The sequence below is a fragment of the Geothermobacter hydrogeniphilus genome, assembly GCF_002093115.1.
GTDB lineage: Bacteria > Desulfobacterota > Desulfuromonadia > Desulfuromonadales > Geothermobacteraceae > Geothermobacter_A > Geothermobacter_A hydrogeniphilus.
Window position 1 is genome coordinate 102,263 of sequence record NZ_NAAD01000010.1, and the last position, 23,465, is coordinate 125,727.

Sequence of the window (23,465 nt, forward strand, 5' to 3'; positions counted from 1 at the left end):
CCACATCAAGATAATCAAAGATGATTTCCTTTTTTCAGCATTACCCAAGTGCACCGTCTATCTGTGCAAGTGCGGTTACAATTTCACTCACCGAGTGCCGATCAAATTCGGCCCGGTCTGCTTCTTCATGGGTACCTTTATTCAGGTATCGCCACTCCCGTGAGCTGCCGTTTCCACCCAGGCCAAGAAGAGTCTCAACAGGTGTCAAAATACGACTTTTGTCTGGATCACTAAAATCAGCTTTAGCAATTTTAGACCTGAGCTGTTCTGTCAGGTTACGCAACTCAATCTCGGAGGTTATTGAGCGGAATTTCAGGCTGAGATTTCCATCCCCATGCCTTCTCACATAGCTCCACAATTTACCTTTGGTGAGTGATTCCAATGCATTTCTGGATTTAGACAGAGCGTATCTGATTTCATTCTTATCCAGATGGGATTGCGCAGCGATGATATAGTTTCGTGGTGCACAGTTGAAATCGACTCGAATATGCTGTTCGTCAAGTCGCGGCAGGAAAGTAAATGGTTTTGACTCTGAAACTCGTTCTGCGGAAAGCAGATTTTGAATGTCCTTGAAAAATTCTTCGCCATGACAGGTGAGGATAATCTGCTTGCCTGTGAAAAAATCATCGTCAAACAACGACCTGCGAATCGTCTCACGGTGCCCATCGTCAATCGCATTCACCGGGTCGTCAAAGATCAATAGCGGGCAGTTTTCCTTGAGATTTTTGGCAAGTAATATTGCCAGGCCGATGCACCTGATATGGCCCTCGCTCAATACATGCAGGGCGTCGAAAAAAGTTTCCGGGTCAGCAATGAAGGCTATTTTCAGTCGCTGATTTTTCTCCAAAGGCAGGTGGATTGACGCCAGTTGTTCTTTAATAGAATCATTGCGGTTGAAAGCATTGTAGAGGGCAACAACCGTTTCTCCCAGATCCGCAACTAATTGGGCAGGCAATGCGTTTTTGTACTCATTCAGCCTGGAAACAAAGGCAGCGTAGGCACCTGCAATGATCTGGTTTCTGGCGACAATTTCTTTTTCAGCCTCTGCCTCTGCAATGAGCTGGGCATTTTCTGTGTCAAAATCAGTGATAGTTTGTTGGGCTTTTTTGACCGCGTCGTCGGCAGTCTTTCTGCGAGTTTGCAGAACGGTGATCTTCTCGGCGAAACCGCGCAGCCGTTCCAACTCCGTTTGTTTTGTGGCGCGTTGTTGCGCTGCCTGATCTATTTCCTTATCGTTTTCTTCCAGTTGCTGAACCTGGGTTTGCAGATGTTGCCAAGGTGTAGAGCCATCTTGCGAGGGTCGGTGCAGCGAGTTCCACCAGTCGATACCGGCTTTTGCCGGAGGTGCTACCTGGCTGTTGTTAAGTGGATTTTGCGTTAAGCGAGCACAGCATATGTTTACGATTTGCGAAAGCTCAAGCAATGATTGGCCGATTTTACCCTCCAGATCTTTGGCCGTTTGCTGTAACTCAGCTATGTGGTGAAGTTTTTCCAGTTCTTCACCGGCGTGGGTATATGGGTTGACCGTTACCTGGCTAAGTGGTGTTTTACAGGCAGGGCAATGATCCGGGCTACCCTGCTGTACCTGACTTACGGCCTCATATAATTGTTTAAATGATATTTGCTGGCTGGCTTCCGTCAGTTTGCCTTGCTGGATAGTGAGATCAGATAGGTTTGTTTTGATGGACTCTTCAAGCGCCTGTAAGGCTTGAGCGGTTACATTACTTTTGGCTCCTATCTGCTCTTGCAAGTCATTTTCAAGATTCTTAATGGCGCCGGGATGTTCCTCGTCACCATTAAATTCTGTCACCATCTGGGTAAAGGTTATGGTCTCGCGATATTCGTGGGCCAGTTTTCGTTTTTCGTCAGCCAGTTTTTCCAGCTCTTCTTTGTTGTCCTTCAACTGCTCTTTGGAGCCTGCCAATGTCTGACGCTTGTCATGCAATTGTTTGGCCTTAGCACCTTCAAGGTCGATATACTTCCCGTCAATTTCCGGTGTAAAGTTGCGGACAAATTCATTGAAGGCATCGAGACCGAACAGGGTTGAAATCAGCTCGGTTTGCCTGGCCGGGGCCTGGGCCGCGATGCGCGAGAAACTGTCAATACGGTTTTTTTCGACAAAGCAGAAGCGATAGAGGGCTTCATTGGCAACAATGGGCATCTCCTGCCCCTCAGAATTAATCCCGATGAGCTCAGGCTCTTCAAAGGTGTTTTGGTGGGCATTTTCCAAATAATTCCGCAGATTGCGAAAGCGTTTGCTTTCCGCCTCCGCGACATTGCCCAGCAGGCCATATTCCAGGGCCTCGCAAAAGCTGGATTTACCTGTGCCGTTGGGGCCGTAAATCAGCACCAGTTGACTGGCAAGATCGAAAACTTCCTGTCTGGCAAAACCCCGAAAAGGGCCGACTGCGAGACTTTTCAAACGGACAATGGGTGCGGCTTGCTCTGTGATTTGAGCCGGTAGGGGCTGAATCTCGGTGCCGATGCTGTCCCAGGCCGTTTCGGCCAAGGCAACCATTTTCTGAACCCGTTGGCCTCTTGTTGTGGAAAGCGGGATCAAGGCATCCAAATTCTGCAACACTATATTGGCAATTCTGCGCACCTCGGCAGGAATAGTGCCACTGTTGAGTGTTTGCAGAAATCGTAGATATTCAGCCCGGATCATGCGTTACATCCTTGTCATTCCACTGTGACCTGGCCGTTCATCAGCATGGGCAGGAGCCAGTCACGGAGTTGGGTGAGATGCTGGTTTTCCAAGGTATTATTGGCTATTCGCTGGAAGGCCGACTCAACTACTGCTGCAAATCTCTCGACAACGGCAGTATCTGGAATGGCGAGCTTGGTAAATTCGATGTCATTGGAAACGATGGAGTTGAAAACCGACCCGGAAGACTTGACTTCAAGATGATGAATCAGTTCCCTAGTAAGAAAAAATAGGTATGTGTGACTGATACCTGACTTGGCTTGCAGTGCATAACAGGATTGGTTCATGGCCATGTCGACACCGGCCAACACGAGTTTACCAACAGAACCACGCGCCGTGATAAAGACAGTATTCTTCCCAAATAGCTTGGTGCTACTCTTCCTTAACCCTTCTTCGGTAATGTAGTCCGCAGTCGCAAACTTGTAGATGGACCCGTCAGCGTCGGTGGGGGTAAAGAATGGAATAGCACCATTCCAGTATTCGGGCTTTTTTTTCGTCGGGGTCCCACCTCCGAGCAGATCGGCTACAGCAAGAATACTCGAGTCCTCCCACCCCGCCGGAATCTCCCGTTTCAGGGTAGGGTTGTAAACCATTTTGCCGCCGGAGGATTTGTAGGGTCTACCATTTTGGTCGGGGAAGTCGAACTGCACGAACCAGTAGTCGTACAGGGTCTTGGCCATCGCCTCCAGTTCGGCATTGATGCGGTTGTTGCAGTCGATTTTGGCGTCGAACGCGGAGAGAACGGCGGCGATTTTTTGTTGTTCCCCTGTGTTGGGAAGCCAGATGGGGAGTCGATCTAATATCTTCTGATTTAACGAAGGCATAATAGAGCCAGAGCTATTTTGTAGTAGCCACTTGCCCACTGCCGAAGATCTAAATTGATAGCTAACAAAAACGCTATCAATGTCATCAGAAAGCCTCAGACGAATACCATCTGACCCAAGAAACCAGCCAGCTTGGTCCTCCCCAACTATAGCGTTTCGATTAATAGCGCCCTTTCTCCCAAAGACTATATCACCAGCCTTTAAGACAAATTGTGGAAGCCGCTTTTTTGTTGAATCTGAGACTTTAGGGGTGCGGTCGGAAATCAGCAGGTAACCACTTTGAATTTCGCCCACAGAAATTACGGGAACTCCAAAATTTGAATATTCGGCCGCTTTTAACATCGTCCCAAACGGACCGGTTTGAACACTGGCACGACCGTTACGTTGTAGTTCCCCTAAGGATGTCTTTATCCAGTTAGTATTCATACCGCAACCCCGCCAACTGTTTCCGAATCTCCTTCTCCAGCCCCGTCGACTCCTCGAACAGCCTCTCCAGATTATCGGTAAAGACCTGCATCTTCGCCGCAAACTCCTCCGGCGTCAGATCGACATACTCGATCTTCACCTCAAAATACTGCCCGGCACTGAGCGAATAATTTTTGGCGGCAATCTCATCGTAGCCCACCACCACCGAAAAATCCTCCACCGCCTCTTTGCTGTTGAAGGTGGCGATGATCCGGTCTTCTTCCTCGACACTCAAAACGGTTTTCTGGTTTTTGTCTTCCTTGACCTTGGTGCCGAGGTTCGAGGCATCGATCAGCACCACATCTTCAGTATTGGCGCGATCGATAAAGAGGATGGAGACATTGGTGCCGGTGGTGGCGAAGATGTTGCTCGGCATGGAGACCACCCCGGCGAGCATTTTCTCGTCCACCAGTTTTGAGCGGATCTTCTTATCGATACCCGACTGGGCAGTAATGAAGCCGGTCGGCACCACCACTGCCGCCTTGCCGCCCGGTTTGAGCGAATAGATGATGTGCTGCAGAAAGAGCTGGTAGATGGCCATCTTGTCGACGGCCTTTTTGGGCACCTTCGGCACTCCGGCAAAAAAACGGGCCTGATGCTCTCTGCTGTCCAACTGGTTGCGGAAATCGCTGAAATCCATCTTGAAGGGCGGATTACTGACAATGTAGTCGAACTTTTTCAGCGCCTTGCCGTCCCGGTGATAGGGATGCAGGATGGTGTTGCCCTGAATGATGTTGGGGATGGAGTGAACCAGATTGTTGAGGATCAGGTTGAGGCGCAACAGGCTCGACGACTTCTGCGAGATGTCCTGTGAGAAGATGCTGCAGCGCTGCTCGCCGATGGCGTGGGCCAGGTTCATCAGCAGGGTGCCGGACCCGGCCGAGGGGTCGTAGCAGCTGACATTGGCCACCTTGCCGCGCACTTCCTCCGGCACCAGAATGGCGGCCATGATCTTGGCCACGGCGTGCGGGGTGTAATACTCGGCATATTTGCCGCCGCTGTCCTTGTTGTAGTCCTTGATCAGGTACTCGAAAATAGCGGCATAGAAGTCGTATTTCTGGGTAAAGATGCGCTCGAAACTGAACTCCGCCACCTTGTTGATAATGGCGCGGCAGAAGTCGTCGCGCTTCGATTCGTCAGTGATATATTCGCTCACCCGGTCAAACAGGGTGACCTTGGCGCCACCGTCGGTCTTGACCGCGAAGATGTCGTTGTTGGTGATGGCGATATCGCGCAGGGTGTCGTCGAACAGCTTGGCGAAATCGGGCGCGTTCTGGCGGCTGAAGAGATGTGAAATGAAATGTTCCGGTTTCAGGCGGGCGGTGTCCGGCCCCAACTGCAGTTGCAGCATCTCCAGCTCGTCGCTGCTCAGGGCACCTATGGCCTGCGCCCAGTTTTCGGCTGCAGCCAGTTTGGGATCGATGCGTTTCGCTTCAAAGGCGAACTTGTCGTTGAGAAACTTGTAGAGAAAGACCTGGGTGATGATCTTGAACTCGTTACCGTCGTTGCCGAGACCGTAGGCAGCGCAAATCCCCTTGAGGCTGTCGATCAGTTTTCGGGTTCTTTTTTCGAATTCCTGGGTTACCACGTGCGTACTCCTGCTCTGTTGCCTGAGGCAAACTCATTCATATATTCGGCGACCACCAACCGGTTGATAAAGTGAGAGGCGTCGGGGTTGAGGGTGATCTTCTGCCCGTTTTTGAATTCACTGATAACCAGCGGCATCATCATGCGCTCGAAGTAGCTTTCATTGGCGAGCAGCTGGGTGTTCTGCAGCACCTGGTCATCGGCCTGTTGTTTGATGCCGGAGAGTACCTCGAAGATGCGACGTTCCGGTTCTGAAAGGGTGCCGCGCTCCAGCAGGCGTTTGTGAATGCGGGTGTACTTGGCGTCACCCTGGTACCTGGCGCGCAGCTGGTTGTTCTGCCGGTTCAACTCCTTGACCTTGTCGTAGATCTGGTTGAGCGCGCCGATGTTGGCGTTCATCTCATCCTGGGTGACTTCGTTGAGCTTTTTCTTCTTGAACAGCCGCTCCAGTTCTTCCTTCAGGGTGATGAACCTGGGGTCCTGCTGGTCGAAGTTGTCGGCCAGGGCTTCGCGGGTCCGGCGCAGAGTATTCTTCAGCTTGTCCGCCAGCACCAGCTCTTCTTCTCCCACCTTGGTGAACATGAACAGCACCTCTTCGAGGGCGACATTGAGCAGGTTGCTGGTATCGGCGCTGTTTTCGATGTTTTCCTTGAGGTTCAGCAGGTCGAGGTGATTGCAGGTTTCACGGTAGAGCTGGTTGAGCTTCTGAAAATCAAGCTGCTGCAGAAACTCATATTCACCCTGCAGGCGGATCAGGTTATAGAGACTGCGGGCATCACCCAGAGCCTTTTTCAGTGCCAGTACCGTGGCGCGGTCCTGGATCTGGCTGATCTGCCGGGAGAATTCTTCGGCATTTTCGGTGTCGAAGCGGAACAGCACATCCTTGATCTGCTCGATTTCGCCCTGGATCTCCTCGGCGGACTTGAACAGGTGGGAGTAGTGCTCCATCTCGTCGCCCAGTTCTTCATTGAGCTCTTTCAGATAACGCTGGTTCGTTTCTTCAAATTCTTTGCTGATGTCGGCAAAGTCAACCACATAGCCGTAACGGAAATCTCCGTAGGGGCGGTTGACCCGGGTCAGAGCCTGGAGCAGGTTGTGTTTGCGGATCACCCGACCCAGATAGAGCTTTTTCAGCCTGCTGGCATCAAAACCGGTGAGCAGCATGTTGTAGACGAACAGCAGGTCGATCTTGCCGGTCTTGAAATCCTCCACCCAGTCTTTGCGCTCTTCTTTATTGCCGACATCGTGCAGGATCAGGGCGCCGCTGTTGATTTTGTTTGTCTGTTTTCGTCGGGCTGCATAGGGGGATTCGGACTCCGCGGCCAGCGGCAGCTCAGCGAATGCGTTATCAGCCTTGCGGGGCTTCAATGCGCCAATTTCCGCAGCGAGGCGAGCCTGGAAAATTTCAAACATCTGCCGGGCCTGCTCGGCACTGTCGCAGATAACCATACCGCCGATAGTGGCGTCGTTCAGTGCCCCCCGGCTTTTTTCAAAATCATCGATAATGTAGTCGAGCATCGGCTCGACAAAACGCGGATGCGCATAGATGAGCTTGCGGTCGATGTCGCCCTGTTGCAGCTCCACCGCCGCCAGCGCTTCCTGCAGAGAGAGCTTGTAGTTGGTGGCGATCTCTTCGCGGATCAGGCGCAGGGTATACCCGTCGGCGATGGAGGCGTTGTAGTAATACTTGTGGATGTAATCGCCGAACAGGACGCGGGAGTTGTAGTCATCCCCCAACAGCGGGGTGCCGGTCAGACCGATCTTGATGGCGTTCGGATCGGACTGGCTGAGATTGGCGAGAAAGCTGCCCCTGGGGTTGTAGCTCCGGTGGACCTCATCGAGAAAATAGACCCGCTGAATGCTGACATCGTAATCCTCGGTGCGCATCACATCCGGGTCGTCCTTGAACTTCTGAATATTGACTACGGTGATCTCCGGCTTGCCGGAGTGGTTGTGCAGGGCCTGGGTTGCCTTGATGTCGCGGGCGAAGTCCGCGCGGGTGTCGATGGTGTGGACCGTCAACCCCCGGCTGGAAAACTCCCGCTGGGCCTGAATGAGCAGGTCGATCCGGTCGACGATGAAGTAGAACTTGGGGATGATGCCCCGCTTCTGAAAATAGTCGGTCAGGAAGCGGACATTGTAGTAGGCCAGCGCGGTCTTGCCACTGCCCTGGGTGTGCCAGATGATCCCCTTGCGGATGCCTGCATCCAACGTTTTTTCAATCGCCCTGGTGGCGAAGAGTTGGGGATAACGCATGACATGTTTCTGCAGACCGTCGGCTTCATCCACATAGGCCAGGGCGTATTGCAGCAGGAACGACAGGCGATCCCGGCTGAACAGGGAGGTACAGATGCGGTTGGTCGGCGTGTCCGGCGACTTGTTGCTGAGAAACTCCGGGCTGTGCTTGATGACGGTCAGGTTGTTGTCGCGCAGGATCTCGTCTTCGATCGCGTCGTTCTCGTCGGCCAGCAGGTTGGCGAGGCTTTGCTCTTCCTCTTCACGGAAGTAATTGAAGATCGGCGCGTCATAGGAGGGGCTGGCATAAAAGGCCCCCTCGATGGGCTGCGGCGAGCTGTCGTCGTACTCCATATTGTTGGAGAAGATCATCAGCTGGGTGATATTGATAAAGCGACGGAAACGGGGATTGCGACAGCGGGTGATGATGCGGTTGCGCTCGGCCAGAATGCCTTCACGGTTGTTGGGCTTCTTGACCTCGATGAAGACCAACGGCATACCGTTGATGAGCAGGGTGATATCGGGTCGAAACTCGTCATCGCCATTCTTGCAGGGTAGCTCGGTGACGACATGGAAGCTGTTGTTTGAGAAATCGGCAAAGTCGATCAGCCGGGTTCCTGACCGTTCGGTGAGCTTTTCGTAGAAGGCCCTGCCTAGGTCTTCGTTTTCCAGCGAGAGCTTGACGTCAGTCAGCAATCGCTCAATGTCGTCGGCGTCAAGGTCGGGGTTGATTCGGGCGACAGCCTTTCGGAATACGTCCGGGAAGATATTGGTATCTTCATCCCAGAGCGCCTTCTTGAGGGAAAGGTACTGGTAGCCAAGGCGGACCAGATGCAGAATGCAGGGAATTTTTACGCGTGAGTCTTCACTGAATATCATTCGACCTGTTCCCCCTCAAAAGCTACTCATCCCCAAAATAATCCGAATCGACCCGCTTGATCTCGTAAATCGCAGTTGTTGTCACGCCGAGCCCAAAGTCAATCATCAGCTCGGCCAGTTCCACCCCATCGATCAGCACGACCTTGGGGTCGATATTCCTGACATAGTCCCGGGCCTCACTGGAGTAACTTCCGGTGGTGATAAAAACCCCCTTGCGGGCGCGCTTGCCGTGCAGGGCTCCGACAAACTTCTGGATTTCAGGACGCCCCACGGTCCCCTCCCAGCGTTTGGCCTGGAGGTAGATGATGTCGAGCCCGAGTCGGTCTTCGTTGATGATGCCGTCAATCCCTTCATCGCCACTTCTGCCAAGGGCCTTGCCGGCCTCCTTGCGGGAACCTCCATAACCCATTTTGACCAGCAGTTCGACCACCAGTCGCTCAAAGAACGAGGGTGGTGCTGCCTTGATCCGGTTCAGCAGGTCGGCGGCCAGATCGCTGCGAATCTGTTGGTGGGCTGATTCCAGCATCTCCTCAGGGGTTGCGCTCTCGGAGTCCTCTCCAACAACCCTTGACTTGTCTTCGTCAGCCTTCTTTCCAGCTGTACGGAATTTTACGAACTCGGGGAAACGATCAAGCAGTTTGGTGTCGATGCCGGTGGGATTCTCCGCAAGAACCTGTCGACCGCGGTCGGTAATCTGGAAGTGGGCGCGGCGCGGGGCATTCAGTAAGCCCGCCTGCAGCAGGTAAGTCTTGGCCCAGGCAATGCGATTGTCGAATACCGGTTGACGTCCGCTGGGGAGCAGTTCTTCACGTTCTTCGTTGGTCAGTTCCAGATTCGCAGCGATTTGTTCTCGTGCATCACGGATGGCGTGTACCTTCCCGTCGGAAGCGAGAACGAGCAAAGGTAACATCAAGGCCTGGTAATCCGGAATGGTCATGATCCCCCCTAAGGTCATGAAAAAACAGACGAACTGAACACCGGACAGGGTAGCACCTTTCTCTCGATTCCCCAAAAGAAAACAGCCCGGTTCGTATCAGGGGACTGGAGGCAGGGTCAAACCGGAGGCAGATCTTGAATAAAAAGAAACTGACAATTCAAGACCGCAAAATGTTATCCGGTTTTACCTGTAACACAAACGGTCGTCTGACGGTGAAGAAGAGGGAAACACATTTCGAGTTTCTGACCGATGATGAGGTCGGCATGGAAAACGCCGCCCTGGAAGGATACGCAAGGGGCTGAGATGCAACCCGTCCCCTCATTTCACGCAGAGAAAAGCATAAGACCTTTTTGGGATTTTCAAACCCAAAAAGGGTTTTCTCTCCTTCTCTGCCTCTCTCCGCCTCTCCGTTGAGGGAGTTTTGCCCTTCTTGGCGGCCCAGGCTGTATTTACGCCCGCGAGACGAACCGGCACTCGCGGGTATCGACCTTGATCTTGTCCCCCGCTTCCAGGTAGGGCGGCACCTGCAGGATCAGCCCGGTTTCCAGGGTTGCTTCCTTGGTCTGGGCGGTGGCGGTGGCATTCTTCAGCGACGGCGGCGTCTCGGTGATGGTCAGTTCAACGGTCATCGGCGGTTCGACCGACACCACCTGTTCCCGGAACACCCCGAGGACAACCTCCGCACCTTCCAGCAGGTAGCCCTTGACCGGAGCGAAAAGGTCGGGGCCGAGTTCATACTGCTCATACGACTCCAGGTCCATGAAGGTGCCTTCTTCAGCCGCGCCGGCATAGAGAAACTGCCCTTTGCGCTTCTCGAAATCGGCCTCGTCGACCTTGTCGCCCGACTTGAAGGTTTTCTCCAGCACCTGGCCGGTCAGCAGGTTGCGATACCTGGTTTTGACCAGGGTGTTGGCGCCGCGCGCGGTCGGGCTGTGCTGACTGACATCCATCAGAACGCAGGGGGCGTCTTCGAGCTGGATCACCAGTCCCTTTTTAAAATCAGCTGTCGTGTACATTGATCCTGCTTCTCCTTGTTCTCCCGGGGGACAGTCCATCCCGGTCTTATTACCGCGCCTTATATCACAAGGACCGATGCGGGCAAAGGTTTTCCGTGACAAGCCTTTATCCACTATGCTTAAATGCGATGTTTCGGCAATCCTGTACGGGCCGGCCTTTCGGCCGGCTCCCGGAAGAAGAATACCGCCCAAGGAGTTTGTTCATGTACACCTGTTCCGATCTGAAAAAAGGACTGAAGATCCTCATCGACGGCGAGCCGCATGTCATCGCCCAGTTCGACTTCACCAAGCCCGGCAAGGGGCAGGCCCTCTACAAATGCAAGTTGCGCAACATGCTGACCGGCGCCCTCTTCGACCGCACCTACCGCTCCGGAGAGAGTTTCGAACCGGCCAACCTGGTCGAGCGCGACATGCAGTACCTCTACCAGGATGACAACGGCTATGTCTTCATGGACCAGAAAACCTACGACCAGACCACCATCGCCGAGGAGGTTCTCGGCGACGATCGCTATTTCCTGATCGACAACATGGAAGTCAAGGTGCTGATGTTCGGTGAACGCGGCATCGGCGTCACCCTGCCGAACTTCGTCAACCTGCGGGTTACCCAATCCGACCCCTGGGTCAAGGGGGACACCGCCGCCGGCAACAACAAGCCGGCCACGGTCGAATCCGGCTACACCCTGCAGGTCCCCTCCTTTGTCGAGGAAGGCACCCTGATCCAGATCGACACCCGCACCGGCGAATACGTCACCCGGGTCAAGGAGTGACAATGGATTTCAGCGTGGCCCTGGCCCGCAAACAGCAGACCCTGATGCAGAGGGCCCGGATCCTACAGGCGATCCGGGCCTTTTTCATCACCGACGACTTTCTCGAAGTCGAAACCCCGCAGCGCCTGCCGGGCAATGCCCCGGAGATGCATATCGACGCCGAACCCTCCGGCCCCTGGTTTCTACAGACCTCACCGGAACTCTGCATGAAACGTCTGCTGGCCGCCGGCTGTCCACGACTGTTCCAGATCAGCCGCTGCTGGCGGCAGGGAGAGCGGGGGCGCCGTCATCTGCCCGAGTTCACCCTGCTGGAATGGTACCGGGGCGGTGCCGACTACCATGCCCTGATGGAGGACTGCCGGAAGCTGCTGAGTCATCTGGTCCCGGGTGGACGACTGCAGTGGCAGGGACGGGAAATCGACCTGTCTTCCGAATGGCAGCGGCTCACCGTTGATGAGGCGTTTCGACGCTATGCCGGCTGCAGTTGCCTGGAAGCCCTGGAGCAGGACCGTTTCGACCAGCTGCTGGTGGAAAAGGTCGAACCCTGCCTCGGCCTTGAGACGCCGACCCTGCTCTGCGACTATCCTCTCCCCCTCGGCGCCCTGGCGCGCCGCAAGCCGGACGATCCCCGCTGGGCGGAACGCTTCGAGCTCTATGTCGCCGGCATCGAACTGGCCAATGGCTTTTCCGAACTCTGTGACCCGGTCGAGCAGGTTCGCCGTTTCGCTGCGGAAGAAGAGGCCCGACGACAGGCCGGCAAACCGCCCTACCCGGTACCGACCCGGTTTCTGCGTGAACTCGGCCGGCTCGAATCAGCCGCCGGCATCGCCCTCGGCATTGACCGGCTGGTGATGCTGCTGACAGATAAAGAGGATATCGCCGAAGTGGTGGCGTTTCCTCCCGAGGACCTGTAAACTGGCTAGTGTCCCGTGCGGTTAGTTGTGTCAATTAATTCTGAGTCATTTTGGTTGCGGTCAAGGCACGCCGACGCAGGCCTAGCCTGAGTTAAGCCGAGGAGGCGAAACGCAGACCGCGGCCAAAAGGGCCTGAATTAGAAGACAGGATTAACCGCACGGGACACTAGATCAACGTTCCTGGAGGCATCATGAGTGATTATCCCGACTCAGTGAGCGAACTCTGCACCGAACTGCGACAGCAACTGGCTGAGCAGGATGATCTCGACAGCCGCAGCGCGGTTGCCGTGGCCGCCCTCAGCCGACAGCTGCGGGTCGCTGAAGATGAAGTCGCCCTGTTCCTGCTCGATGAGCGCAAAACGGTACTGCACTTTCTCTGGCCGAAACGGTTCCGCCAGATCGGCTTTATCCCCTACTCCTCCCTCGACTCCCTGGCGGCGCGCACTGCCCGTGAGGGCCGTGTCTTCCTCAACAACACTTTCGCTTCGGTCCACCACGCTTCCTTCTTTGAAAAGATCCGCCTCAAGGACGGCATTGCCGACCGTCCCAAGCCGATTCAGAAAATCATCAGCGTGCCGATGGTGGTTGCCGGCGAGGTGCGCGGCGTCATCCAGATTTCACGTAAAGGGGAAGAAGGGGACGAACTCGCCGATTTCGACGATCAGGCGGCGAATGCCCTGGTGGAACTGGCTTCGGTAATCGGCGAAGCACTCTGATCCGTTATTGCACGCCAGCCGTTCAGGTCCGCTGCCGATAGGCGCAGTAACCGGGACGGGGCCCGATGCGGGGATGGTTGCGGCAGGTCGCGGGACGTTTTTCGTAAATGGTGCAGCGCCGTGTCCGTGGATGCAGGTAGATACAATCGGCGTTGGCCCGCCGGGTCAGACTGAAGATCCCGCGTTTGTGATTGAAGTGCTCGATCACCCCTTCCTTACGCAGCCGCCTTGCCAGCAACTTGGCAGAAGTCCCGGCATCGAAGTCATCGATCAGCCCCATTCTCACCAGGTCGGCAACATCGACCTCGACCTCCAGACGGCAACAGCCGGCACTGCAGCTGTCACACAAGCGACCATAATATCTGATCCAGGTATCCGGGGTCTCCGGGCAGACCGGCCTGGTGGTTTTTTTCTGGCGACGTGCTTTTTTCATCGAGGAGAAAAGAGGACCTGAAGCAGTGAGAGACAAGCCAGGCGGAGGCCGCGCAACGGTTGCGGACAGTAGCAGAAAAAAAGTCCCGCTGCAAGGGCGGGACTTTAACCCAAATCCACCGGCTGTTTTGCGGAACGAGGGTGACGAGACGGATGAAGATGCGCGGCGCCGCGCCGTTTCGGGCGCAGACGCAGCCGCGCTACGTCGAGCACCGAAGCGGTGACGGCAATAAAGCAGATTCACCCGTAACGACAGCCGAATCCCGAAATTGCTGGTGGATTTGGGTTTAAACCTGATTCAGGTTTGAAGTAAAAATATTTTCAGGAAGCTCCCTCTTCTCCGGGGGAGATCGTTCCGGCATCCGGCCTCGCCACCAGGCTCAGGGTGGCAAATCGCGTGTTGACCGATGATCCGATCAGAACCACCCACATCCCCGGAAATCGCCATTTCTGCACTCGGTTGCTGATCTGCCCGCCATTGGGGGGCTGCAGCAGGACTGACTCATCAGCCCCCTTGCCCAATACCGGTCTGAGTCGCGAGACCAGATCCTCCACCAGGGCCGGAGAAAATTTGCCGACTACCTTGTAGATCCGATCGTCGACAAAACAGACCTGGAGCCCGACTTCAATATCATCGACCCAGAGATGGTCAATAATGCCGCAGAATTCCCCGGGCCGTTGCGGATTGTCTTCAATCCGCGCAAAGGGCCTGACCGCGCTCGCCTCATCGAAACTCATGCCGATCCGGTAACCGAACAGCGCCAGATTGAACTGCGCCAGCTCCTCGGCCGGGGCGTACTTCGGCAGCAGCATCAGCACCAGGCCCGCAACCAGCAGGCCGCAAAATTTTCTTTTCATTCCCCCTCCGAATATGGCTGGCAACAATCTTTTTCCGAACGGAATCAACCCGGCAGTTCGCCGTCCTGGCTGGCCAATGGCAGGGCAAACGTCCGGCGGTAGTAACGGATTTCGATGATGATGATCTTGATGATGCTGGCAACCGGAACCCCGATAATCATGCCGAGGACTCCATAGAGCTTGCCCCCCATGATGATGGCGATAATCACCCATAACGGATGCAGGTTGGAAACATGGGAGATGAGAATCGGGATGAGAATAAAGTTGTCGAGGATGATCTGCCCGATCAGCAGATAGGTCGCCAGGATCCACCAGAACTGCCCCCCCATGCCGAGGTCGACCAGCGCGATCAGGATCCCCGGGATCATGCCGACAATCGGCCCCAGGTAGGGAACCAGGTTGGTCACACCGGCGAACAGCCCCAACAGGGGAGCGTAGCGGATATCGGTGAAGGAGAGGCCGAACCCGACCACGATTCCGACAATGACCGCTTCGAGAATGCGGCCACGGACAAAATGGCTCAGCTGGCGACTGATCAGATAGGACAGGTCGTGGGCCATTTCATAATAACGATTGGGCGCCAGACTGACCGAAAAACGGATGATCTTCTGCCCGTCACGCAGGAAAAAGAAGGTGAACAGGGGCACCAGCAGCATCAGGCTGCCGAGCCGGAGCGCCGAACCGGTGGTGTGCGACAGTATTTCATTGAACAGGTGTTCAGCCAGAACCCGGCCGCGCCCCGGCAGGTCGAGCCCGGACACGAAGGGGAAATATTCGTTGAGACGCACCTCAAACTGGTTGAGCAATTCGATTCCGCGAGCCAGATAACGCGGCAGATCGGTCCGCAGTGAACCCCACATCGCCAGCCAATGCGGACTCAGCCAGCGTCCGGCGAGATAGACCAGGATCGCGGTCAGCAGGGAAACCAGGAAGATGCTGGCGGTCCGGTTGAACGGCCCGCGTTCAAAACGGCGCACCAGCGGTTCGAGCAGAAACGCCAGCACCAGCGACAACAACACCGGCAGAACAATGCCGGTGGTTGCGACATGCAGCAGTTCGGTAATCCGGGAAGCGGACGTGAACAGGGCCAGTCCGCTGGCGATGCCTGCCGTCAGGACAAGATAAATCAACAGCAGCTGGGTACGGGTCAGTGACAGTTGTTCCGGCATGGCGGCCTCATTCCTCTTCCGTCGGAGCGGTCGATCCGACCTGCTGCAACCGCATCAACTCCTGACCTGCGGCGTGCAGCCGCTCACTCATGACCCGGGTCAGGCCGAGCAGAAGCTTGTTGGCCATGGCCGGATTCTTCTGCACGGTTTCAAGCAGGTCGGCCCGAAAAAGACCCACCAGCTGCGCCTTCTCCAGTGTCCGGGCCGAAGCCACCCGCATCGCCGGCGACGCGAGGGTCGTCTCACCGAAGAAATCCCCCGAGGCAAGGACGGCCAGTTCAATCTCCCGGCCCTGATTGCTGCGGGAAGAAATCCGTACCCGGCCGGTCCGCACAATGTAGAGTCCCGAACCCGGATCTCCCTCGCTGAAGACCGTCTCACCGGCGTCATATTCACGCACATGGACCAACGCTTCGAGACGCTCGAGTTCACGCTCGGTCATGTCGCTGAACAGCGGCAGGGTACCGAGAAAATAGGCCAGTGATTCTTCTTCGGGTTTCTGGCGAAAAATATTGCTCCAAAGCGGACTCACAAATCCCTCCATATCAATAACAACAACCTGGGGACTATAACAGGACTCCGACCGGGGAGCACTGCAAAATCTCCGTTTCACATCCCCAGGGACCGCAGGGAAATGCCGGGCAAGTGAGTACAGAGTTGATTCAGGGCATCATCAGGGAGCCAGCAGTTTGCGTATGTCCCTGGGGAAATCGACATTGACCCGGTAATCAACAAAATCGACCTTGACGACCTCTTTTCTGCCATCATGGAGAACAATCCGCTCCTGGCTTGCCGGCAGCCAGATATCGTCCACCAGTTCAAACCTGGTGGCAAAACGCGTGTCGACCCGACCGTCCAGCGAAGTCAGCATGAACTCTTCCGGCAGCTGCCCGGCGGGCACTTCACGATAACGAACCTCCAGGGTCAACACCTGACCGTCAACCTGGGTCAATTCAAGACGGGTTAAGATTTCCTGTTCGGGATTGACGTCGATCACCAGGCGGGTAACCTGCCGCTGGGGCAACCCCAGTCCATCGGCAAAAAACGCTCCCTTGAGGTCAACCGGGGTCTTGAACTTAAGGGTCGTGGTCTGCAGTTTGACGCCGGCAAGGTCATTGTCGGCAACCTTGACCTCGGCCCGGGCGGCGAAAGCGGCCCGGTCTGCGGAACGACCGGCCGGCAGCAGAAAACTGTAGAGTTCCAGGGCGAAATCACGGGAAAAGCGCTGAACCATCTCCTGCATGTAGGGGAACACATTCGGCCCCTCGGCCCGAAAAAGGCTTTTACCGGTATTGCGCTGCCAGTACTTGCGAACCACCGGGGATTCGGGACGGGGGGCGTCAACCGGCAGGTTGGCGGTCATACGCTCAATCATCCGGGCGATCTGATCAGTCTGAATGGTCACCTGGTAGTTTTCCAGGGCCGGCTGTTTTTTGGCATACGCCCGTGCGACCATTTCAACCGACTGCAGTTCATCAGCCAGGGCGGGCAGGGCGAGCAGCAACAAAACAGGCAACAGCAGCAGGCTTTTCACCCGGGACCTCCTCAGACAGAAGAAAAACGACAACCCGCAACGGGCAGCACACAACCCTGCAGATCACATTCAACCAGACTTGACCATTTGTTATTATAACCGAACCAAAGCTGACAACAAGCTGAAATCACGTACCCTGGATTCTCTTGACAGCATGCACCGGCGCCGCTAACGTCGATTTGTCATCAGCCGGATCGGACCCCATGCCAGAAACATCTCCCTTCAGTTTTGACGCCCGGACATTCCCGACCACGCCGGGTGTCTACCTGATGAAAAAAAACAATGGCGAAGTTCTCTACGTCGGCAAGGCGGTCAACCTGCGCAACCGCCTGCGCAGCTACTTCTCAGCCACCGGCGACGGGCGGGCGCACATCCGTTTTCTGCTGACCCGCGTCCAGGACATCGAGGTGATTGTCACCGACACCGACAAGGAAGCCCTGATCCTGGAAAATACCCTGATCAAGAAATACCGGCCGCGCTACAACATCAACCTGCGTGATGACAAGACCTATGTCTCACTGCGCATCGACCCGCGCGAAGAATTCCCGGGGCTGCAGATCACCCGCAAAGTTAAAAAAGACGGCGCCCGTTATTTCGGTCCCTATGCCTCTTCGTCCGCCGTACGTCAAACTCTGAAAGAAATCTACCGTATCTTCCCTCTGCGGCACTACCCCCTGCAGCGCTGTCGGAAACGCGGCCGTCCCTGCCTGTTCCACCAGATCGGCCAGTGTTCGGCGCCCTGCCACGGGCTGATCGACAGGGATGCCTATCAGCGTCTGGTCGACGGCGTCATCGCCCTGCTGAGCGGCCGCGAGACAGAGGTTGTGGCCGAACTGAAACAACGCATGCAGGCTGCGAGTGCAGCGCTGCGTTTCGAAGAAGCAGCCCGCTTGCGGGATCAGATCAGGGCTATCGAGGCGACCGTGGAGAAACAGAAAGTGGTGTCCGCCACCGATCGTGACCAGGATGTTTTCGGTCTGCATCGCGATGGCGGTGAAGTGGAGATCAGCATCCTCTTCATCCGCGGGGGGAAACTGATCGGACGCCGCAACTACAACCTGGAATGGCGCCTTGACGAAAATGAACTGCTGGCATCGTTTCTACAGGAATTCTACCACCGGGACCTGCTGGTCCCCGACCAGATTCTCCTTCCTTTTCTCCCCGACGCGCACCGGACCATCGCCGAATGGCTGCGGGAGAAACGCGGCAGGAGGGTCGAACTGCTGGCACCGCAACGCGGCGGCGGCCGCGACCTGGTGCTGATGGCCAACCGCAACGCGGAGGAAAATCGCCGAGAGAGAAGCCGGCAGCATGAAAACAGACTCCGGTTGCTGGAAACCCTGCAACAACGGCTGCAACTGCGACGCCTGCCGCGCCGCATCGAATGTTTCGACATCTCCAACTTCCAGGGCCGGCAGTCAGTCGGCAGCATGGCGGTGATTATCGACGCTGAACCGGCCCCGCAACAGTACCGCCGTTTTCGCATCCGCACCGTCACCGGCAGTGATGATTTTGCCTCTCTCGCCGAAGTTCTGCAACGGCGGCTGAGCCGGGGCCTCGAGGATGATGATCTGCCCGACTGTCTGTTGATCGATGGGGGTAAAGGGCAACTGGGAAGGATCAGAGAGGTGGTCAGGACGCTCGGGCTGGAAGAACGGCTCGACCTGATCGGCATGGCCAAGAGCCGGGTCATGGCCAATGTCAGGGGCAATGCGGTGGAACGAAGTGAAGAGCGTTTTTTTCGGCCCGGCCGGAAAAATCCGGTTATCCTGCGTCAGGGGTCGGCGGAACTTTTTCTGCTGCAGCGACTGCGGGACGAAGCACATCGCTTTGCCATTGAATATCACCGCAAACTGCGCGGAAGGACAACTCTCCACTCGCAACTGGAAGAAATCCCCGGAATCGGCCCGGCACGCCGCAAACTGCTGCTGAAGCACTTCGGCAGCCTGAAAAAAATCCGCTCTGCCGGACTGGCTGAACTGGAAGCGGTCCCCGGTCTGCCGAAAGAACTGGCGGCACGCGTCCTCAGGGCTCTGGAAACCACCCCGAAACCTTGATCAGGATGCTTTCGGGGTTGCCACCAGCGCCTGCCAACGTCCCTGAGAAGCCGGTCTCCAGCCGACAAGCTGCCCCTGGTCATTGAGACCGACAATCACGCTTCCCACACCGAGCAGCGGCTCCAGATCGTAAATTCGACCGTTCTGCCAGAGTACGCTGTGTCGACGGCCATCAGCATCATGACTCCAACCGACCACCTGGCCGCGACTGTTGATTGCCAGCGCCTGGCTGTACCGCCCACCCAGGGTTCCGAGATCCCGCATCCGGCCCTGATCCCAGAGAAAAGCATGGCGACTGCCGTCCGCCAGTCGCGACACGCCGACCACCACACCGGCAGCGTTCATTCCTTTCACCAGGGTTTCGCCCCCGCCCAGGTCACCGAGATCGAGATGCTGACCAGTGGGCCGAAGCAGGTAGGATTTCCAGTTCGCGCCGGTTTTCAGCGCGTAAGCCAGATCGCCGTCATCGGTTATTCCTCCAACCCGGAAGCGTTTCGCCCGGGCAAGAATCCGTGCCCGGTTACCGTCAACAAGAACCAGCCGTTCATCACCGGAACCCGTGGCTACCGCGGCAAGCTGCCCGACAAGATTGGTCCTGAGAGTACGACCGAACACAAAGGGCAGAGGCAAATCACGACCGGTTGCATCGAGATACATCGGCCGGGCCCGGTGGACCGGACCATGCCAACCGAGAACCCTGCCGTCCGCGGCAATAGCGGTCGGGCGGGCGGCGCCGGCGAACTTTCGCAGCAGCGTGCCGTCCCAGACGAAAACACCCATCGGGCGTCCGGCAACATGATAGCGGCCGACAACGCGGCCATCCTGATTGATACCGAGAGCGAACAGGTCGGATGCACTGTCGGCAAGAAGGTCCAGCCGGTAGGAACCCGTCTCAGGAAGAGCCGGGATGGCTGTCAGACGGGTGGCATTCGGAGCCGACGGCAAACCAAACAGAAACAGCAGACTGAGAACAAAGCGCCTGAGGACCGGCCCGAAAAAAGACCGGCGGTCGGATGTTACGGTGTCAGCGTTCATTTTCCCCCTCCCGCAGTCCCATCATCGCCGATGATGACTGCTGACAGACCGACTGTTGCCGGTCTGTTCTCTTCGACCTCCTGAACGAAAAATTTTAGTGGCTCATGCCGACATCATTGCCGGTCTGGAACAAGCCCGCTTTCAGCATATCATATTCGGCATCGCTGATATGCCCGGCCTCGCGCAATTTCACCAGGCGTGACAATTCACGCAACCGCTGCGCTTCAGGGTCTTCAAGCCGGGCAGTCGACTCGACAACCGGAGCTTCCAGCACCGGCAACTGTCCACCGGCACTGCCCGGCTGCCCGAGACGCAGGGAAGCGACCCCGCCCAGAAAGCTGATTTCGACGGCCCGGTCCTGCAGTAGCGGACTGTTGAGCAGATCCTTCAGATCGCGCCGGCTGCGACGGATCCGACGCCAGACATACCAGGCGGAAAAGAGGATCAGCAACACCCCGCCGCCAACCAGCCAGGGCATGTAGCTGACCACGCCGCGAAAGAACACCACCAGCAGCGCCAGCATGATGATCACCAGGCCATGCATCAACAGGATCAGGTGGGTCAGAAAGATCCCGCTGACCAGGCCGCTACCCGCTTTATCCTTGGCCATGAAATCTCCTTTCAGTGGCCAAGTTTACCACAATGAAGACTGAAGAGGACACACCTGGGGGGAAATAAAAAAGGGAGCGGCAACCCGGAATCAGGCCACCGGATCAGTCTATGACAATCGGAAAACCGGCAAAAGAAAGGGATTCGCTTGACAAAGGAGCCAAAGCTCCCGTCGGAACGGCGTCACCGGCATCCACCACGAACGCCCTGAAAGAGCAGTCACCGACGACAACTTCGACGCCGGTACCGGCATCAAGGTTCCTGACCGGCAGACCCGGTGCGAATTCATCCCGCGAACGGGCCGGAAAAAGTTCCTGAAATTGCCCCCCCGCAGAGGGGTAACTACGAAAGTTCCGCATTCCGAACCATCTGCCGACAGCGGCAGTCCCACCTGAAAAAGGAAAAATCACAATTCAAAAAGAATAAAAAACACTTTTTTATACCCGGACGATTCACGAACTGTCAAAATCCCTTACCTTGACGATCGTCCGGTCGATACCTATATTGTCTGCGAAAAAACTCTCAAGGAACGAAATCAATGGGCAAAGACTATTACGCCACCCTCGGTCTCGCCAGGGGCGCTGATGCCGACCAGATCAAGAAGGCCTATCGCAAACTGGCCCTGAAATATCACCCTGACAAGAACCCCGGCGACAAACAGGCCGAGGAACGGTTCAAGGATATTTCCGAAGCCTACGCGGTCCTTTCCGATCCGGAGAAGAAACAGCAGTACGACCAGTTCGGGGATGCCGCCTTTCACCAGCGCTTCAGCCAGGAAGATATTTTCCGCGACTTCGATTTCGGTGATATTTTCCGTGATTTCGGCGGTGGTGAAGACCTGTTCAGTCATCTCTTCGGCGGCGGTCGACAGAACGGCTTTCACCGTGGCCGGCCGCGTGGACCGCGACGCGGGCAGGACTATGTCATGCAGCTCTCCATCCCTTTCCGGCTGGCGGTCAAGGGCGGAGAACGCCGCATCGACTATCGCGGCGACCAGGGGGTCGAGCAGATTCAGGTCCGCATCCCGGCCGGGGTCGAAGACGGCCAGCGCCTGCGCGTGGCCGGCAAGGGCGGTCACAGTCCCGGCGGCCCTCGCGGCGACCTGCTGCTGGAAATCCACATCGACCCCGATCCGCTCTTCCGTCGCGAGGGGGATGATCTCTATGTCGAGGTCCCGGTCCCCTTCACCGGCGCCTGTCTCGGCACCAGCCTCGACATTCCGACCCTGGAGGGCAGCAAGCGGGTCAAGATCAGGCCGGGCACCCAGGGGGGAAGCAAGATCAGACTCAAGGGATTCGGCGTACCGCGCCGTACGGGAAGTAACGGCGATCTCTACGCGGTGGTGGTGATCAGTGTGCCGAAGGAGCTGGACAAAGAACAACGCCGGCTGCTGGAGGAGTTGCGGGCAAAAGGGATCTGAGGATCAAAAAGGCCGGGTCAGTCCATGTCCCGCATGTACATCATTGCCAGCCTACCACGGTTCTCAAGACAGCGGGGACAGAGTTCCCCGGCATCGGCGTACATTTCCTTCGCCAGAAAGGCCCCCATCTCCTCGGCGGCAGTCCCGCCCGCCAGCGTGGGATCGAACTCCTGCCGACAGACCTTGCAGACCTTCACAGCCCCTCCAGGTGTCTGTTCACCAGGCCTGCCATGGCGGCAAGAAAGTCCGCCCCGTCATTGAGACTCGGCGCGCGCCGGTAGTTCTGGATGCCGACCTCGAAGGCCAGATCCCGATACTGGATATCAATCTCGTGCAGGGTCTCGATATGGTCGGAGACAAAGGAGATCGGCACCATCAGCAGGGCATTGTGCCCCTCCTCCCCCAGCTTCCTGATCACGTCGACCGTATCCGGTTCCATCCACCTGACCGGTCCACTGCGACTCTGGAAAGCGATCGTCCAGTGCGGATGGGCGACACGCTGCATGACCCCCTCGACCGTTGCCGTCACCTGCCGGAGATACGGGTCACCGCGGTCGATGAACTTCTGCGGCAGGGCGTGGGCGGAAAAGAGGATGCGCACCTCATCGCGCAACAGTTCATGAAACTGGGCCAGCCCCTCCCTGATCCGGGCGGCCAGGGCATCGAGATAGCCCGGCCAATCATACCACTGCTCGATGACCGAAAACGTCAGCTCGGGATAGAGTTGGGCCGCCCGACGACGAAAATCATTGACGCTACTGCCGGAGGTCGCGCCGGTATAATGCGGGTACATGGACAGCACCACGGCCCGCGTCACGCCGTCAGCCTTCATCCGTGCCAGTGTCTCGTCGGCAAAGGGGTGCCAGTAGCGCATGGCGACATAGGGGATCACCTCGCCGGACAGTCGGACGGCAATGCCCGCCGCCTGCTTTTCGGTCCAGTCACGCAGCGGCGAAGAACCACCGATATCCTGGTAATTGAGCCGCACATGGCGACTGCGGAAATGGGAGATCAGCTTCGCGAACGGTTTCTGCAGCAGCCCGCCGCCCGGCAGCCGGATCAGCTCCCGGTCACTGAACAGGTTATAGAGAAAGGGCTCGACCGCCGCCGGCGAGTCGGGCCCTCCCATGTTGAGCAGAACCAGTCCGAGTTTGTCAGACATCTTTATTCACCACTTCAGAAACCCTTTTCGCCACCCGCTCACTCTGCTCGCTCAAGACGCCAAGGGCACCAAAAAAGATCAAAGACAAAAAACTGAAAAAAACAGCAAGAGATCAGAACGATTCCCCTTCCAGGACTCCAGAAGC

Annotated in this window: 21 protein-coding genes; 6 read left to right on the forward strand and 15 right to left on the reverse strand. The window is 56.6% G+C overall.

Annotation, left to right across the window (positions count from 1 at the left end; all coding sequences use genetic code 11):
- Nucleotides 1-40 precede the first annotated feature (40 nt).
- The 5 genes from B5V00_RS09295 to B5V00_RS09315 are packed head-to-tail and all read right to left on the reverse strand — an operon-like array spanning nucleotide 41 to nucleotide 9,631.
- Nucleotides 41-2,665 (reverse strand): AAA family ATPase, encoded by a 2,625-nt coding sequence (locus tag B5V00_RS09295; protein WP_085010507.1) that lies wholly within the window; start codon nucleotides 2,663-2,665, stop codon nucleotides 41-43.
- Nucleotides 2,666-2,679: 14 nt separating this feature from the next.
- Nucleotides 2,680-3,954 (reverse strand): restriction endonuclease subunit S, encoded by a 1,275-nt coding sequence (locus B5V00_RS09300; RefSeq protein WP_139800718.1) that lies wholly within the window; start codon nucleotides 3,952-3,954, stop codon nucleotides 2,680-2,682.
- Entirely contained in the window at nucleotides 3,944-5,581 is a 1,638-nt protein-coding gene (locus B5V00_RS09305; protein ID WP_085010508.1) for an HsdM family class I SAM-dependent methyltransferase, read from the reverse strand. Before B5V00_RS09305 ends, B5V00_RS09300 begins: the two co-directional genes overlap by 11 nt.
- On the reverse strand, nucleotides 5,575-8,694 hold the full coding sequence (locus B5V00_RS09310) for a type I restriction endonuclease subunit R (RefSeq protein WP_085010509.1): 3,120 nt from the start codon (nucleotides 8,692-8,694) through the stop codon (nucleotides 5,575-5,577). The genes B5V00_RS09305 and B5V00_RS09310 overlap by 7 nt, the downstream gene beginning before the upstream one ends.
- Before the next feature lie 22 nt (nucleotides 8,695-8,716).
- Entirely contained in the window at nucleotides 8,717-9,631 is a 915-nt protein-coding gene (locus tag B5V00_RS09315; protein ID WP_085010510.1) for a restriction endonuclease, read from the reverse strand.
- 134 nt (nucleotides 9,632-9,765) lie between these two features.
- Between B5V00_RS09315 and B5V00_RS17180 the strand changes: the two genes are divergently transcribed.
- Complete coding sequence (locus B5V00_RS17180; RefSeq protein WP_172399683.1) at nucleotides 9,766-9,933, forward strand: hypothetical protein; 168 nt, start codon at nucleotides 9,766-9,768, stop codon at nucleotides 9,931-9,933.
- Nucleotides 9,934-10,080: 147 nt separating this feature from the next.
- Here B5V00_RS17180 and B5V00_RS09320 read toward each other — a convergent pair whose 3' ends face one another.
- The gene (locus B5V00_RS09320; protein ID WP_085010511.1) at nucleotides 10,081-10,647 is read right to left on the reverse strand and encodes an elongation factor P; all 567 of its coding nucleotides are present in this window, start codon (nucleotides 10,645-10,647) and stop codon (nucleotides 10,081-10,083) included.
- A gap of 203 nt (nucleotides 10,648-10,850) precedes the next feature.
- Between B5V00_RS09320 and efp the strand changes: the two genes are divergently transcribed.
- From efp to B5V00_RS09335, 3 genes are all read left to right on the forward strand, one after another.
- Nucleotides 10,851-11,414: an elongation factor P gene (gene efp, locus B5V00_RS09325; protein WP_085010512.1), complete on the forward strand. Its 564-nt coding sequence runs from the start codon at nucleotides 10,851-10,853 to the stop codon at nucleotides 11,412-11,414.
- A 2-nt stretch (nucleotides 11,415-11,416) separates the two neighbouring features.
- On the forward strand, nucleotides 11,417-12,328 hold the full coding sequence (locus tag B5V00_RS09330; protein WP_085010513.1) for an EF-P lysine aminoacylase GenX: 912 nt from the start codon (nucleotides 11,417-11,419) through the stop codon (nucleotides 12,326-12,328).
- A gap of 191 nt (nucleotides 12,329-12,519) precedes the next feature.
- On the forward strand, nucleotides 12,520-13,044 hold the full coding sequence (locus B5V00_RS09335; protein WP_085010514.1) for a GAF domain-containing protein: 525 nt from the start codon (nucleotides 12,520-12,522) through the stop codon (nucleotides 13,042-13,044).
- Nucleotides 13,045-13,066: 22 nt separating this feature from the next.
- Here the strand turns inward: B5V00_RS09335 and B5V00_RS09340 are convergent, their stop codons facing one another.
- The 5 genes from B5V00_RS09340 to B5V00_RS09360 all read right to left on the reverse strand — a co-directional run bounded on the left by B5V00_RS09340 (nucleotide 13,067) and on the right by B5V00_RS09360 (nucleotide 17,037).
- A complete protein-coding gene (locus tag B5V00_RS09340; RefSeq protein ID WP_085010515.1) occupies nucleotides 13,067-13,477 on the reverse strand; it encodes a YkgJ family cysteine cluster protein in 411 nt (136 codons plus the stop codon).
- Nucleotides 13,478-13,797: 320 nt separating this feature from the next.
- A complete protein-coding gene (locus B5V00_RS09345) occupies nucleotides 13,798-14,334 on the reverse strand; it encodes a hypothetical protein (protein ID WP_085010516.1) in 537 nt (178 codons plus the stop codon).
- Between the two features lie 44 nt (nucleotides 14,335-14,378).
- Nucleotides 14,379-15,503: an AI-2E family transporter gene (locus B5V00_RS09350; protein ID WP_245803941.1), complete on the reverse strand. Its 1,125-nt coding sequence runs from the start codon at nucleotides 15,501-15,503 to the stop codon at nucleotides 14,379-14,381.
- Between the two features lie 7 nt (nucleotides 15,504-15,510).
- A complete protein-coding gene (locus B5V00_RS09355; RefSeq protein WP_172399691.1) occupies nucleotides 15,511-16,035 on the reverse strand; it encodes a Crp/Fnr family transcriptional regulator in 525 nt (174 codons plus the stop codon).
- A gap of 141 nt (nucleotides 16,036-16,176) precedes the next feature.
- Complete coding sequence (locus tag B5V00_RS09360) at nucleotides 16,177-17,037, reverse strand: hypothetical protein (protein WP_085010518.1); 861 nt, start codon at nucleotides 17,035-17,037, stop codon at nucleotides 16,177-16,179.
- Nucleotides 17,038-17,240: 203 nt separating this feature from the next.
- On the opposite strand from B5V00_RS09360, the gene uvrC reads away from it, so the two are divergent.
- Nucleotides 17,241-19,094: an excinuclease ABC subunit UvrC gene (uvrC, locus tag B5V00_RS09365; RefSeq protein ID WP_085010519.1), complete on the forward strand. Its 1,854-nt coding sequence runs from the start codon at nucleotides 17,241-17,243 to the stop codon at nucleotides 19,092-19,094.
- Here uvrC and B5V00_RS09370 read toward each other — a convergent pair whose 3' ends face one another.
- Entirely contained in the window at nucleotides 19,095-20,129 is a 1,035-nt protein-coding gene (locus B5V00_RS09370; RefSeq protein WP_085010520.1) for a hypothetical protein, read from the reverse strand. It abuts the gene before it with no gap.
- 94 nt (nucleotides 20,130-20,223) lie between these two features.
- Nucleotides 20,224-20,739: a hypothetical protein gene (locus B5V00_RS09375; RefSeq protein ID WP_085010521.1), complete on the reverse strand. Its 516-nt coding sequence runs from the start codon at nucleotides 20,737-20,739 to the stop codon at nucleotides 20,224-20,226.
- A gap of 537 nt (nucleotides 20,740-21,276) precedes the next feature.
- Here B5V00_RS09375 and B5V00_RS09385 point away from each other — a divergent pair.
- Entirely contained in the window at nucleotides 21,277-22,158 is an 882-nt protein-coding gene (locus tag B5V00_RS09385; protein WP_085010523.1) for a DnaJ C-terminal domain-containing protein, read from the forward strand.
- 17 nt (nucleotides 22,159-22,175) lie between these two features.
- Here the strand turns inward: B5V00_RS09385 and B5V00_RS09390 are convergent, their stop codons facing one another.
- Together B5V00_RS09390 and hemH are read right to left on the reverse strand one after the other, a co-directional pair.
- Nucleotides 22,176-22,355, reverse strand: coding sequence for a hypothetical protein (locus tag B5V00_RS09390; protein ID WP_085010524.1), 180 nt, complete (start codon nucleotides 22,353-22,355; stop codon nucleotides 22,176-22,178).
- Nucleotides 22,352-23,320, reverse strand: a complete 969-nt coding sequence (gene hemH / locus B5V00_RS09395; protein ID WP_085010525.1) for a ferrochelatase — start codon at nucleotides 23,318-23,320, stop codon at nucleotides 22,352-22,354. Before hemH ends, B5V00_RS09390 begins: the two co-directional genes overlap by 4 nt.
- Nucleotides 23,321-23,465 lie beyond the last annotated feature (145 nt).